Consider the following 14,654-nt stretch of genomic DNA (forward strand, 5'->3'; position numbering starts at 1 on the left):
GAATCGAATTTTCTATTTTAGATAAACAATTTATAGACTAAATTGTACTTTTGAAATATATTACCACAAAAGTATATTTTAATTTTGTTTATCTATATATAATATAAACTATTCCGACATCTTTTTCAATTCTAATGCCTTCATAGCTAATACATAACCATGTTCTCCAAAACCACACATTTGCCCTATACATGCTGGTGCAGTCACGGATTTTGCTCTAAATTCTTCTCTTGCATGTACATTTGATAAATGTACTTCAACTGTATCTATATTAATTCCTTTTATCGCATCGTGAATTGCATAACTATAATGAGTATAGGCTCCAGGATTTATAATTATTCCATCATAATTCTCGAAATACGCCTTTTGAAGTTCATCAATTATTTCACCTTCACAATTGCTTTGAAATAGAGTTATCTCATGACACCTTTTTTTCCCCTCTTCTTTAATATATTCACATATATCTCCAAAAGATTTTGTGCCATATATGCCTTTTTCCCTTACACCAACCATATTTAGGTTTGGTCCATTAATAACCATAATCTTCATCAATAATCACTCCTTTCAAGCTTCATGTGTATATAATTACTATATTAAATACAGTATACAGTTAACCTTGTAGGTTAAAATTTTATTATCATATAATTAGCTTTACTTTAAATTTTTCATTTCTTTATTAATCTATATTCAAATTAGCTATGATAACTTCTTTTACTATGTTAATTGTATTCTTTAGCTCTCTATCGTTTTTAATTATTTCATCTGCGGATGTTCTATATAATTCATAACGTTCTTCATATAATCTAACTAGCTTATCCCTGCCATCTTTAAGCAAAGGTCTTTTCGAAATATCAATATCTCCTAAAAGATCTTCTAATGGTCTATCAATAAAAATAATAAACGATTCTTCTTTTAATACATCTATATTTTCTTTTCTTTTTACTACTCCACCGCCAGAAGAAATTATAATGTTACTCTCCTCTGCTAATTTCTTACAGGCTAAAGATTCAAAATTTCTAAAATTCTCTTCTCCAACTTCAAAAAGTTCAGGTATGGTTTTAGATGTCATGTCCTCAATATACTTATCCATATCAACAAATTTAATATTTAATTCCTTGCTTATCAATCTACCAATTGTGCTTTTACCGCATCCAGGCATTCCAATGAACACTACTTTATTTTTCATACATGCCCCCTACTTAAATTCATCTTCAAACATTGAATATAAACTTTGAGTCACTTCTTTATCTAATATACGTCCTTGCCATATTTCTTCTGCCTTTATAGCTTGCCCTACTAGCATTTCAATACCACCACATACTTTTTTATTTAGAATCTTTCCTATCTTTAAAAACTTTGTTTCCTTGGGATTATAAATTATATCAACTAACGCTTCAAAATTTCTTATTATCCCTTCATCAACAGGTGTTTCATCCATATGTGGATACATACCAAGCGGAGTCGTATTAATTAAAACATCTCCATTTATGTCTGCTATTTCTTCATACGTTTTGCATTCTATTCTTTCATCTTCATATCCAGAATTACCTTTGATTTTTCTTGAAACCAAATAAATCTTTTTAATACCTCGATCTAAAAGATAGGTAATAACAGCTTTAGCCGCTCCACCATTTCCGAGAACCATGGCAATCTTATCTCTTATAACAATATCATTATTATTTAAAATAGTTCCAAAGCCATAGTAATCTGTATTGTGCCCATATAACTTATTATCTTTTAAATAAATAGTATTTACTGCCCCTATTTTTTGGGCTTCGTCTGATATAAAATCTAAATATTCCATTACATCTTGCTTATAGGGAATAGTTACATTAACTCCTTTTATTCTAAGAAGTTTTATTGATTCTATAAGTTTACCTAAATTTTCTTTTTCAACTTCAAAGAGCTTATACGCTCCTTCTATTTCTAAAGCTTTGAAAAGCGTATTATGAATTTTAGGTGAAAGACTATGTGATAATTTCTCTCCTATTAATCCGTAAAATTCCAAATTAATGCCCCCTTTTTACTCTTATCTCAATTTCTATAAGGTTAAAAGTTACTAGTTTTAATTGCCAATTTCTTAACTGCACTTAATAGTGGTTCCTGATTTTACATCGCACATTTTCTAAAGTGAACTGTACTTAGTTGTGCTTAATAAGTTCTTAATTGCACTTCGTGCCCTTTTTATATGTGCGCACTTTATTCTAAGGCAAACTGTTCTTAATTGTGCTTCGCACTTTTTCTAAGGTGAGATGATCTCAGTTGTGCTTCGCACTTTTTCTAAGGTGTGTACTTTCTGTATCCACCAATAAGTTTAAAGTATGCACTGCTTTGTTCAATTAAATTTAATGCTTTTTTAACTTGTTCATCTTCTAGATTCCCCTCAAAATCTACGTATAAGAAATACTTCCAAGCTCCTTTTTCCATAGGTCTCGATTCTATTTTCATCATGTTTATATTATTTTCTGCAAAATGTCTTAATAATTTATACAAAGTACCTGCCTTATGTTCAAGAGAAAATACAACACTTACTTTATCGCAATCTTCGTTTAATTCTAATTCTTTTGATATAACTATAAATCTTGTAGAATTTTCACTTCTATTATTTATATTTTCTTTTATTATACTTAAATTATATATATCAGCTGCTCTTTTACTTGCAATAGCTACCTTTGACATATCTTGCAAATCGCTAACAAGTTTAACGCTGTCTGCAGTGCTATGAAACGGAATCCTTTTCCAATAGTTATATCCCTTCAAGAAATCAGTACTTTGTTCAAATCCCTGTGGATGTGAATATACTTCCTTAACATTATCTAATTTTGTTCCTTGAATTCCAATTAAATTTTGGTCTATCTTAATACATTCTTCTCCAACTATATAGAACCCATACTTATATAAAAGGTCGTAAACCTGTGAAATAGCACCTGTTGAGGAATTCTCTATTGGTAAAACTCCATAATCAATTTCTCCATTTTTCACTGCTAAGAATACATCTTCAAATTCATCATATGCCTTAGCATCATCTTTTTTTCCAAAATGCTTAATCATTGCTTCTTCAGAAAACGATCCTGAAACACCATAAAATCCAACTTTGATATTGCTTTTCTCATTCCCTGATTCTGATCTGCATTCAGTTTTAGTTCTTGCATCTTCCACTAATTTTTTATCTTCAAAATCCTTGGCAATATTCATAATATTAATAAAAAAGTCTTTTAATCCTTCAGCATAATCTTTATTATTAAGATACTCTATATTCTTTGCAATAACTTCATCTTCCCTAGCTTTATTAAAAACAGGTAAATTATTTTGTTTTTTATATTCTCCGACCTTAATAACTACATCCATTCTTTCTTCAAAAAGCCTGGTTATCTCTTTATCTATTTCATCAATCTTCTTTCTATAATCATCTATTTCCGCCATTTTAACTCTCCTTACTCAACTAGTTCAAATTCACTCTTTGCTTTTTAATATAAATTTCATAATTACTAACACAACATTTATAATGAAGGTTCCAAGTGTCCACACTTAGCATTGTGAATTATTTGCTGTTAAAGTACTAAATCAAGTATTCCAATCGCTGTTACAGCTTCAATTACTGGAACAGCTCTTTGCACTATGCAAGGATCATGACGTCCTTCAATAACAAGATCTGCTTCTTTCTTTTCTACAATGTCTATTGTTCTTTGAGTCTTTGATATTGATGGTGTAGGCTTTATTCCAACCTTAAATAGTATTGGCATTCCATTAGTTATTCCACCTGTAATCCCACCATTATTATTGGTATATGTCTTAACATTTTCTCCATCATAATAGTATTCATCATTACAATCAGAACCTCTAAGTCTGCTCATATCAAAGCCTTTTCCAAATTCTATTCCCTTAACTGCTGGGACAGAAAACATCAGATGAGCTAGAGTTGATTCAACTGAATCAAAAAACGGATTACCGATTCCCGGATTTATTCCAAGAACAGTGCATTCAATAGTTCCACCTACAGAATCTTGTTCCTTTTTTGCTTTCAGAATTGTATTTCTCATTTCTTCTTCTTTTTCTGAAATTAAAAGTGGTAATTCCTTTGTTTTTAATTCCGCTAAAAGTTCTTTGCTTAATTCTACATCGTAAAAACTCTTATCTTGAATATTTTCAATACTCTTAACATGAGCGCCTATATTAATCCCTTTACTTTCTAATACTTGCTTACATACAGCTCCTGCAAATACCAATGGTGCAGTAATTCTTCCTGAGAACGAGCCACCACCTCTATAATCATTAAATCCATTATACCTAACAAAACCTGGATAATCCGCATGACCCGGCCTCATTAAATCTTTAAGCTTTCCATAATCCTTAGAGCGCATATCTGCATTTCTAATTACTGCACAAAGAGGAGTACCTGTAGTCTTTCCTTCAAAAAATCCACTTAAAATTTCTGGAGCATCTGCTTCTTTTCTCGCTGTTGATAAATTACTTTTTCCTGGCGCACGTCTTGCCATTTCTTTCATGACTTCTTCAAGATCAATCTCAACTCCTGAGGGAAGTCCATCAATTGTAATACCTATCCCAACTCCATGAGATTCACCAAAAATAGAAACTTTTAATTTATTTCCCCACATTCCACTCATCAAATACACCTCCTACATTCTTAAAATCATTCCAAAACTCTGGATAAGATTTTGAAACACACTCATAATCTTTAAGTACTATTGGTTCGCTGCACATAGTTGATGCTATAGCTATAGTCATTGCTATTCTATGATCCTTATGACTCCAAACTTCGACGTTGCCTTTAAGTTCCTTTACTCCTTCAATTATCAACCCGTCTTCTTTTTCTGTAATCTTAGCGCCTAATTTATTAAGTTCAGAAGTTACTGCCGCTAATCTATCACATTCTTTAATTCTAAGTCTTCCTGCATTTATTATTTCTGTAGTACCTTGACTTAATGCAGCAACCAAAGATACTACAGGGATTATATCTGGACATTGAGAACCATCAATTACAGTTGCTTTTAGACCGTCACTGACATTTCCAATTAAACCATCATTTTTACTATTTAATTTTAATCCCATTCTCTCTAATATATCAATTACTTCTTTATCGCCTTGAAGAGAATCTAATTTTAAATCATTAAGAACAACATCATTTGAAAGTGCATCAGCACAGAAGAAGAACGCTGCTTGTGAGTAGTCTCCCTCAACTCTGTAATCTATACTCTTATAAATTTGATTTCCCTTTATTATAAATTCTTCATAATTATTGTTTATAATTTCTACACCAAAATCTTTAATAGCACTTAAAGTTAAATCAATGTATCCTTTTGATTCCATTTCTGTAGTAATTATAATCTTGGAATCTCCATCTAAAAGAGGAAGCGTAAATAATAATCCTGTTATAAACTGTGAGCTAATATTCCCTTCCATCTTGAATTCTCCAGCTTTTAATTTCCCTTCAGTCTTTAAATCTAGTATTCCCTCTTTATAAGAATATTTAATTCCTTGTTCGTCAAAAATTTTATAATAAGTGTCCAGTGGTCTCTTTCCTAAATTTCCTCTTCCAACAAATCTGTTAACGCCTTCAAATAACGCTGCTATAGGTACTAAAAATCTAAGAGTTGATCCTGATTCATTACAATCTATAGTTCTTTCATCTTTAACTGAAATAGCTTCAATATTTTCTGGGCTGTTAATTCCATAAACCTCAAGATAATCTTCCTTTTTTGTTATTTTAGCCCCCAATGATGACATTGCTTCAATTGTAGCAATAATATCATCAGAATAATCTATATTAGTAACCTTGCTAATACCATCTCCAAGAGCTGCACAAATTACTGCTCTATGTGCCATACTTTTAGATGGTGGTATCTTAACTTCTCCACTTAATTTTCTAGGATAAATTTTCAAGTTCCCCATGATTTTACCTCACTTTTCTTTATTCATTGCTTAACATATACTAATAAATAACACATCAGCATTCCAGTCTATTTTCTTTCATATCCGTCATTAACTAAAAAATTCTACATTAGTCTTTTCTAAGTATGATTCTCCAATGCCTTTTAGTAATACAACCTTCAGAACATTATCAATATTTTTCTTATCTAAAGCTATAGTATCTAAAATTTCTGAGCTTTCTTCTATTTCAACTTCATAAGGAAGATTATATTGCATCAATATATCTTTTATCTCTTCACTTACGCCTTGATCAGTTAAACCTTTATTTTCTGCAATCTTACTTATTTCATACATTCCTATAGCTACTGCTTCCCCGTGTGTAAACTTTTTAAAGTTATAGTATGTTTCTATGGCATGGCCTAACGTATGTCCAAAGTTTAACAACATTCTTTCTCCAGTATCTTTCTCATCATTTTCCACAACACATTTTTTTATAAAGCAACATCTGTGGATAATATTTTCTATATTGTGCATAACCTCTTCTTTGTTTTTCATGGTTTTTAAGAAATAAAAGAATTCCTTATCCTTTATGCATCCATACTTAATAACTTCAGCCATTCCATCTCTGAAAAATCTTTCACTTAAAGTTTCAAGTACCTTTGGATCTATTAAAACTAATTTAGGATGATAAAAACTTCCTACTAAATTTTTACCTCTTTCTAAATCTACTGCAACCTTTCCACCAACGCTGCTATCAACTTGAGCAAGTAATGAAGTCGGCATTTGAACGAAATCAACACCTCTTAAGAACGTTGATGCAACAAAACCTCCAAGATCTCCAATTACTCCTCCCCCTAAAGTTATAATTAAGTCACTTCTTGTAATTTTAAAATCTAATAGTTCATTATATATTGAAGGAAGGGTACTAAACGCTTTAGTTTCTTCGCCTGGTTCTAATTCCATTAGCTTAACATCATATCCTGAGTTAATTAAACATGATTTTATCCTATCTCCATAATGGGAACCTACATTTTTATCAGTTAATATAAATATCTTTTTACCTTTAAAGATTTTTTTAATTTCCAGATTCACTTCGTCAATTAATCCTTTTTTAATTACGATCGGATAACTTCTTTCACCAAGTTCAACAACTAAATCTTCCATTTATCAACACTCCTCTTTTCATTAAACAGTTAGCATCATGACTAAGACTACGTTATAACTCTTTTTATTTTATATAAGAAATGATTGTCAGTGCTAACTGCCCTTTATTAAATAAATTTATATTTCTCTTCCAACAGCGGCTGCAATAACTCTTAATTCTTCCATAAGTTTTGCGAACTTACTTGGTTTAATTGATTGTGGTCCATCGCATAATGCATTTGCTGGATCATTATGAACTTCAATAATAAGTCCGTCTGCTCCAACTGCAACTGCAGCCTTTGCTAATGGTTCAACCATCCAGTACTTTCCAGCAGAATGACTTGGATCAATAACTATGGGTAAGTGACTTAATTTCTTAACAGCAGGCACTGCACTTAAGTCTAAGGTATTTCTTGTGTAATTTTCAAAGGTTCTTATTCCTCTTTCACAAAGAATTACATTTTCATTTCCTCCAGCCATAATGTATTCTGCTGACATTAACCATTCCTCTATAGTCGCTGATAAACCTCTCTTTAATAATATTGGTTTATTTGTTTTCCCAAGTTCCTTAAGTAAATCAAAGTTCTGCATATTTCTAGCACCAACTTGAATTACATCTACATTTTCAACAAATGTTTCTATATCATAAGGAGACATAAGCTCTGTAACTATTGGTAATCCTGTATTTTCTCTTGCCTTCTTTAAAAGTTCTAACCCTTCATATTTCATTCCTTGGAACGCATATGGTGAAGTTCTTGGCTTAAATGCACCGCCTCTTAAAAAGTTTGCCCCGATTTTTTTAACTTCTTTAGCTATTTCAGTGATTTGCTCTTCACTTTCAACCGAACACGGTCCTGCAATCATTGCTATTTTCTTTCCGCCGATTTTGGCCCCATTAATATCTACTATTGTGTCTTCTGGATGAAACATTCTATTTGCCTTCTTGAAAGGTTCCTGTACCTTCATAACTCGTTCAACTATTCTGTTGGCTTCAATAACCGAAGGATCTATTGTACTTGTATCTCCAACTAATCCTAAGATATTTACATCTGATCCAACCACTAAACTTACTGAAACGCCCTTTGCTTCAATTTGCTTTGTTAATATTTCAATTTCTTCCTGTTTAGCTTTTTGCTTTAATATTACCACCATTTTATATTGCCCCCTTGCATATATTTGATTATTTGCGTAAAAAAATGGAACTCATGTATAATGAGTTCCATAAAATATCAATAATTATTTACCTAAGCCTAAAAAAATTTATATAAATATTAAACACTCATTAAAAAGGAATTATTCAGTTTTCTGCAAAATAAATAGCCAGCGCTAAAATAAAAGCCCCAGAATGTAAAATAAAAAAAGCTATAAAATTTTTGCATAACTGATTTTACAATATCCTTTTCCATGATTTTCTCCATTTCTAAATTAATAATTATTTTTTACGAATATTAATATAAAATTTTCTTTTAAAATTTATCTTTTAATCATTATAGCAAACTATATTTAATTGTCAATACAAATTGACGCCTTTTCATTTTTTACATTTATTTAATGATGATAAAATAATAACACAAATGCTTTTTTATCAACAAAACAAATATATCTAACTTTTTTTGATATTTTATCAAAAAACGCCCCACATAATTATTACTAAAATATACAAATTTAAATCTCATTGCTTAATTCAAATTATATTAATAAAAAAAATTTAAATACAAATAATAAATATATACTCTAACGAACAAGGTAGGTACACAAATGGTTATATAAAACTTATATTAATAATGTTTATAAAAAACTGTATGAATTCAAGATATTTCCCTATTCATACAGTTTTTCTCATGCAAAAGCCTATATATTTACAAACGTCTCATTTATGGACTGGCTATCAATTTATAAAACGCCAATAGATTGCTTTTTTCCCGGAAGAATCTTAATGGCAATTAAGGCTGAAATCAACATTATTGAGAATGCAACCAAATACATAGGTGTATATCCAAAGTTTTCTTGAATTGTACTAAACATTCGTGGATATATAAAATTAGCTCCTGCAGATCCTAGTACGCTTACAAAAGAAAATGTACCTGCAACTAATTCTTCATCAACGACTTCTCTAATATATTTAAATAAAAATGTTAAATAACATCCATACATTAATCCGTGCAATTGATCTCCTAAAACAACTAAAATTAAAGATGATGTTGAAAACATCAATATTCTAATGGTTCCTATAAGAAAAGCTATTATTAAATATTTTTTAGGATCTTTATCTTTTAAATACTTTCCAACAAGAATAAATGATATAAATTCAACAAAAACTCTTGAAAATATAGATTTACTATATATAGAGTTAGCCAAATCTGCATTTCCAGTTATCTTTATTAAATAAGTTGAATATGCAAATTCTATTGCTGTATAAGTTCCAATAATCAAGATGTTAATCACTCCAAGAATTATTGAGTTTTTATTTTTAAATACAGCACTTAGCCTTGCTTTTTTCTTATTTGTATCCGATTTATTATTCTTAAACTTTATAGCTATTAAACTTATAACTATGCCTGTCATTAAAATTCCAATTACATGAATAGTCCTAAAACCATATCTTAAAATTATAGTGCCACTTAGTAAAACTACGCACCCAAATCCAATTGATCCCCACTTCCTTATTTCAGAATACTCAATATTATGATTTACTGATATTTCTTCAACATATATTTCATATACAGTTCCAACTGTTTGCACTATAATCCCATAAAGGACAGCATAAAAATATATAATAGATTTGTTAACGAACATTAGAAATATTATCATTCCAACTAATGCGCACAAGTGCGTAATTATATGTAGTTTCTTATTTTTTCTTAAAGACAATTTATTTACTAAGAATTGTTGAGAAATAATTGCAAACAGTGCTCCTATGGATACTACATTCCCAACTTCGCTTAATGATAATCCAATTATTTGATTTAAATAAGGCACATAAAATGTTGTCACTATACTCATCACTCCGTAATTCATATACGTAGTTAGTGAGTAATAAAATTTATCCTTGCTTTTCATATGATACTCCATTCGTTTATGATTAGTTTTATAGTATTGGTGATACCAATCTAATTAAAGATTCCTTAATTCTAAGAGAAAAACTTCTCCCGTCATAAATTTCCTTTGTTATTTCCTCCGAAACGCTAATATCCTCCATAAATTGTAATTCGCCAGCTTTCGCAATTCTATCATCATAAATGAATGCATTTACTTCAAAATTAAGTTTAAAACTTCTGATATCTAAATTAGCAGTCCCAATGCTCATCACCGTCCCATCCGCAACTATTGTCTTCGCATGAATAAATCCATTTTGATAACTATATAATTTTACACCCGCTTCGAGTAATTCGCCCACATAAGAACTCGCTGCCCATTGCATAAAGAAATGATCTGGTTTTCCAGGTATTATTATTTGAACATCTATTCCTGATAAAGCAGATATTTTTAGAGCTTCTAATATAGGAGAATCAGGTACTAAATAAGGAGTTTCTATATATAAATTCTTCTTTGCATTATTTATTAGCTTCAAATAGGAATTTCTAATATACTCTTCTTTATGGTCTGGACCACTAGTTACAATTTGTATCCCCACATCTCCTAAATTTTTATTAAACCCTTCTGAATACCTATTGTAGTCATTTATTTCTTCACCAGATGCATGCCCCCAATCAAGCAAAAACCTTTCATTCAAAGCATTAACTGCATCTCCCTCAATTCTCACATGTGTATCTCTCCAAAACCCAAACTCTGGATCCTCATTTATGTATTCTTTACCAACATTAAATCCTCCAACATATCCGTATCTCCCATCAATCACTACTATCTTTCTGTGATTTCTATAGTTTATACGGGTATTTATATGTGGTAAAATTCCCGGAAAGAATAATGAAAATTTTCCGCCAGCCTCTATATATTCTTTAAGTACTTTTTTGGTTAACATGCGTGACCCCATGCTATCTACCAATAATCTGACTTCTAAACCGCTTTTAACTTTTTTAGTTAATTCATCAATTATCTTTTTACCTAAGGTGTCTCCTCTAAAAATATAATATTCTACATGAATGAACTTCTTTGCATTTTTTATATCTTCAATTAATTGTTTAAATTTTTCTTTTCCGTTTACATAAACATTAACTTTATTATTAGTTGTATATTTTGCACCTGAATGGTTAAAGTTTAATCTTCTCAAGTCCGCAAATTTTTCTCCACCATCGTGGCAATGATTACTTAAATTATATTTATCATTTAATTTTTTTCTCTTCTTCTCATCAAACTTTATTTTCTCTTTAAAGATCTTTTGCCTACTTAAGTTCTGCCCAAACAAAATATAAATAATAAATCCAAGACCTGGTAAAATCATTAATATTAGAAGCCACGCCCATGTTGTAGTTGGGTCTTTTCTCTCTATAAAAATTAGTGATAACGAAAAAAGAATATTCAGTACTAATATTATGACTGTCAAGCCTAACAGTATATTCATATAGATTCACTTCCCTCTATATTAAACTCTTATCTATATATGGTATCGTATTAATTAAATTCCTATCTACAATAAAATTTATTACACACATATATCTACTATAAGTATTTTATCATAATAACTGATTCTAGGAAGATAATATTTACTTTTCATCGAACTTAATATCTTTAAATCACTTTAACTTTTAACATATTATAATAATATTATTCCAATATTTAATAAAAAACATCACTAATCCTCCCATAACCTTGCTTGATATCTAACTTATCAAATCACTACCTAAAAAGTCAACTTCTTGACTTTTTTAGATTTTTTAATATATAATATTATTAAAATTTTATATCATGCGATGAATAGGAGTATTAGTAATAGTTATATCTATAAGAGAGCTGTTGGTAGCTGTAAAACAGTGTTATATTATTATGAACTTGCCTAGGAGCTTACTTGTTAAAGCAAGTACGGTAATACCGTTAAAATATTAAGTGAGAAGATTTGATTTATTCTATTTCTTCTAATTAAGAGTGGTACCACGGAAATTGCGCTTTCGTCTCTTTAGTTTAGAGACGGAGGCTTTTTTTAGTTAACAGTTAATATATAACAGCTAACTTATAATGTTAAATTTAAGGAGGATAACAATGGCAAATTACGGAACTAAGATTGATGAAAAATGGCAAAAGTTTTGGGAAGAAAATGAGGTTTATAAATTTAATCCTGAAAATTTAGATAAAAAGCTCTATACTTTAGAAATGTTCTCTTATCCATCAGGAGCTCAACTTCACGCAGGGCACTGGTTTAACTATGGTCCAACTGATTCATGGGCAAGACTTAAAAGAATGCAAGGCTATAATGTATTCCAACCAATGGGCTTTGATGCATTCGGATTGCCAGCTGAAAACTATGCAATAAAAACTGGAATACACCCACAAGATTCTACTTTAAAAAACATAGAAACTATGGAGAAACAATTAAAATCTATGGGGGCTATGTTTAACTGGGAAAATGAAGTAGTTACTTGTCTTCCTGATTATTATAAATGGACTCAATGGTTATTCCTAAAACTTTATGAAAAAGGTTTAGCTTACAGAAAAAAAGCTCCTGTAAATTGGTGTCCATCTTGTAATACAGTTTTAGCTAATGAGCAAGTTGTTGAAGGAACCTGCGAAAGATGCAGCACTGAAGTTATGAAAAAAGACCTTACTCAATGGTTCTTTAAAATAACTGATTACGCTGATGAATTACTTGATAAATTAGATGGTTTAGATTGGCCTGAAAAAACTAAATCTATGCAAAAGCATTGGATTGGAAGATCTTATGGTGCACAAGTTACTTTTAAGGTTAAAGATTCAATTTTAGATTTTGATGTATTCACTACAAGAGTTGATACTTTAAATGGTGTAACTTATGTAGTTTTAGCCCCTGAAAATCAGTTAGTTGATCAACTAACACTTCCAGAATATAAAGAAGCTGTGGAAAGCTATAAAGAAGCTGCTGCTAAACAATCTGACATTGAAAGACAATCAGTTTCAAGAGAAAAAACAGGTGTATTCACTGGATCTTATGCTATAAATCCTATCAATGGAAGAGAAGTTCCTATTTGGATTTCTGATTACGTGTTGGCTACTTATGGTACAGGATGCGTTATGGCTGTTCCTGCTCATGATGAAAGAGATTTTGCTTTTGCAACTAAATTTAATTTACCAATTGAAAGAGTTATAACAAATAAAGATAATACTGATCCAGAGCTTCCATACTGTGAATATGGAATACTTGTTAACTCAGGAAAATTTGATGGATTAACAACTGATGACGCTAAGAAAAAGATTGTTGAAGAATTAGAAAAAGATAAATTAGGTTCAATGAAGGTAAACTTTAGACTAAGAGACTGGTTAGTTTCAAGACAAAGATATTGGGGTGCTCCAATTCCAGTTATATACTGTGATGATTGCGGAATAGTTCCAGTACCAGAAAAGGATCTTCCAGTAAAACTTCCTTATGATGTTGAATTTACTCCAGATGGTAAATCACCATTAAGTAAATCTGAAGATTTTATAAACACTACTTGTCCTGTTTGTGGAGGTCATGCAAAGAGAGAAGCTGATACTTTAGACACTTTTGTATGTTCATCTTTCTACTATTTAAGATATGCAGATAATAAAAATGAAGATGCACCTTTTGATCCTGAAAAGATCAATAAAATACTTCCTGTAGATAAATATGTTGGTGGACCAGAGCATGCCTGTATGCATTTACTATATGCAAGATTTGTAACAAAAGCTTTAAGAGACATGGGATACTTAAACTTTGATGAACCATTCTTAAGCTTAACTCACCAAGGATTGATCTTAGGACCAGATGGACTTAAGATGAGTAAATCAAAGGGAAATACAATTTCTCCTGATGACTACATCAAAGAATATGGCGCTGACGTATTTAGAATGTACTTAATGTTTGGATTTGGGTATACTGAAGGTGGAGCATGGAGTGATGATGGAATAAAATCTGTTGGTAAATTCGTAGATAGAATTGAAAGAATTCTAGAAACATGCCGAAATATAATAAATTCAAATGAAAATACTAAAGATTCTATTGATTCAGCTGAAAAAGAACTAAACTTCTGGAAGCATACAGCAATAAAAGGTGTTACTGAAGATGGCGATAAAATGCAATTTAACACTGCAATAGCAAGGCTTATGGAGCTTACAAATGCTCTTAATAAATATAATCAGGAGAATGTTAAAAATACAAACTTCTTGAAAGAAACTATAACTGATTTTGTAAAACTACTTGCACCATTTGCGCCTCACTTTGCTGAAGAACAATGGAGCTTACTTGGAAATAATTCAACAATCTTTAATGAAAAATGGCCTGAATTTGATCCTTCAGCTTTAGTTAAAGATGAAGTTGAAATCGCAATTCAAATCAATGGTAAAATAAAAGCTAAAATTATGGTAGCTTCTAATTTAGATGAAGAAGGAATAAAAGCTGCTTCATTAGAAAATGAAACTATTAAAGAAAATACTGAAGGTAAAACTATAGTTAAAGTTATCGTAATTAAAGGAAGACTTGTTAATATAGTTGTAAAATAATAGAGTGGCCAATT

The 14,654-nt window shown here is 30.5% G+C and carries 11 protein-coding genes and 1 other annotated feature; of the genes, 1 reads left to right on the forward strand and 10 read right to left on the reverse strand.

Annotated features, from left to right (window positions below):
* Positions 1 to 108: 108 nt before the first annotated feature.
* From aroQ to cls, 10 genes are all read right to left on the reverse strand, one after another.
* Positions 109 to 549: a type II 3-dehydroquinate dehydratase gene (gene aroQ / locus D2A34_RS03600; RefSeq protein ID WP_079442172.1), complete on the reverse strand. Its 441-nt coding sequence runs from the start codon at positions 547 to 549 to the stop codon at positions 109 to 111.
* Positions 550 to 676: 127 nt separating this feature from the next.
* A complete protein-coding gene (locus D2A34_RS03605; protein ID WP_119365746.1) occupies positions 677 to 1,186 on the reverse strand; it encodes a shikimate kinase in 510 nt (169 codons plus the stop codon).
* A 9-nt stretch (positions 1,187 to 1,195) separates the two neighbouring features.
* Positions 1,196 to 2,008, reverse strand: a complete 813-nt coding sequence (aroE, locus tag D2A34_RS03610) for a shikimate dehydrogenase (protein WP_119365747.1) — start codon at positions 2,006 to 2,008, stop codon at positions 1,196 to 1,198.
* Positions 2,009 to 2,280: 272 nt separating this feature from the next.
* Positions 2,281 to 3,423 (reverse strand): prephenate dehydratase, encoded by a 1,143-nt coding sequence (gene pheA, locus D2A34_RS03615; RefSeq protein ID WP_119365748.1) that lies wholly within the window; start codon positions 3,421 to 3,423, stop codon positions 2,281 to 2,283.
* Between the two features lie 128 nt (positions 3,424 to 3,551).
* A complete protein-coding gene (gene aroC, locus D2A34_RS03620; protein ID WP_119365749.1) occupies positions 3,552 to 4,625 on the reverse strand; it encodes a chorismate synthase in 1,074 nt (357 codons plus the stop codon).
* A complete protein-coding gene (gene aroA, locus D2A34_RS03625) occupies positions 4,603 to 5,910 on the reverse strand; it encodes a 3-phosphoshikimate 1-carboxyvinyltransferase (RefSeq protein ID WP_079442177.1) in 1,308 nt (435 codons plus the stop codon). Before aroA ends, aroC begins: the two co-directional genes overlap by 23 nt.
* A 90-nt stretch (positions 5,911 to 6,000) precedes the next feature.
* A complete protein-coding gene (gene aroB, locus D2A34_RS03630; protein WP_079442178.1) occupies positions 6,001 to 7,053 on the reverse strand; it encodes a 3-dehydroquinate synthase in 1,053 nt (350 codons plus the stop codon).
* 117 nt (positions 7,054 to 7,170) lie between these two features.
* Positions 7,171 to 8,184 (reverse strand): 3-deoxy-7-phosphoheptulonate synthase, encoded by a 1,014-nt coding sequence (gene aroF / locus D2A34_RS03635; protein WP_119365750.1) that lies wholly within the window; start codon positions 8,182 to 8,184, stop codon positions 7,171 to 7,173.
* A 741-nt stretch (positions 8,185 to 8,925) separates the two neighbouring features.
* Positions 8,926 to 10,092 carry an MFS transporter gene (locus D2A34_RS03640; protein ID WP_119365751.1) on the reverse strand — a complete coding sequence of 389 codons (1,167 nt, stop codon included), beginning with the start codon at positions 10,090 to 10,092 and terminating at the stop codon, positions 8,926 to 8,928.
* A gap of 28 nt (positions 10,093 to 10,120) precedes the next feature.
* The gene (gene cls, locus D2A34_RS03645; RefSeq protein ID WP_119365752.1) at positions 10,121 to 11,554 is read right to left on the reverse strand and encodes a cardiolipin synthase; all 1,434 of its coding nucleotides are present in this window, start codon (positions 11,552 to 11,554) and stop codon (positions 10,121 to 10,123) included.
* A 340-nt stretch (positions 11,555 to 11,894) separates the two neighbouring features.
* Positions 11,895 to 12,109 (forward strand) — a binding site (T-box leader).
* A gap of 80 nt (positions 12,110 to 12,189) precedes the next feature.
* On the opposite strand from cls, the gene leuS reads away from it, so the two are divergent.
* Positions 12,190 to 14,640 carry a leucine--tRNA ligase gene (gene leuS, locus D2A34_RS03650; RefSeq protein ID WP_119365753.1) on the forward strand — a complete coding sequence of 817 codons (2,451 nt, stop codon included), beginning with the start codon at positions 12,190 to 12,192 and terminating at the stop codon, positions 14,638 to 14,640.
* Positions 14,641 to 14,654: the final 14 nt, after the last annotated feature.

Source organism: Clostridium chromiireducens (assembly GCF_003575225.1).
GTDB lineage: Bacteria > Bacillota > Clostridia > Clostridiales > Clostridiaceae > Clostridium > Clostridium chromiireducens.

What these genes read in the sequence shown, in the direction of transcription:
- aroQ (WP_079442172.1), bottom strand. Translation starts at nt 549, where the DNA reads ATGAAGATTATGGTTATTAATGGACCAAACCTAAATATGGTTGGTGTA.
- D2A34_RS03605 (WP_119365746.1), bottom strand. Translation starts at nt 1,186, where the DNA reads ATGAAAAATAAAGTAGTGTTCATTGGAATGCCTGGATGCGGTAAAAGC.
- pheA (WP_119365748.1), bottom strand. Translation starts at nt 3,423, where the DNA reads ATGGCGGAAATAGATGATTATAGAAAGAAGATTGATGAAATAGATAAA.
- aroC (WP_119365749.1), bottom strand. Translation starts at nt 4,625, where the DNA reads ATGAGTGGAATGTGGGGAAATAAATTAAAAGTTTCTATTTTTGGTGAA.
- aroA (WP_079442177.1), bottom strand. Translation starts at nt 5,910, where the DNA reads ATGGGGAACTTGAAAATTTATCCTAGAAAATTAAGTGGAGAAGTTAAG.
- aroB (WP_079442178.1), bottom strand. Translation starts at nt 7,053, where the DNA reads ATGGAAGATTTAGTTGTTGAACTTGGTGAAAGAAGTTATCCGATCGTA.
- aroF (WP_119365750.1), bottom strand. Translation starts at nt 8,184, where the DNA reads ATGGTGGTAATATTAAAGCAAAAAGCTAAACAGGAAGAAATTGAAATA.
- D2A34_RS03640 (WP_119365751.1), bottom strand. Translation starts at nt 10,092, where the DNA reads ATGAAAAGCAAGGATAAATTTTATTACTCACTAACTACGTATATGAAT.
- cls (WP_119365752.1), bottom strand. Translation starts at nt 11,554, where the DNA reads ATGAATATACTGTTAGGCTTGACAGTCATAATATTAGTACTGAATATT.
- leuS (WP_119365753.1), top strand. Translation starts at nt 12,190, where the DNA reads ATGGCAAATTACGGAACTAAGATTGATGAAAAATGGCAAAAGTTTTGG.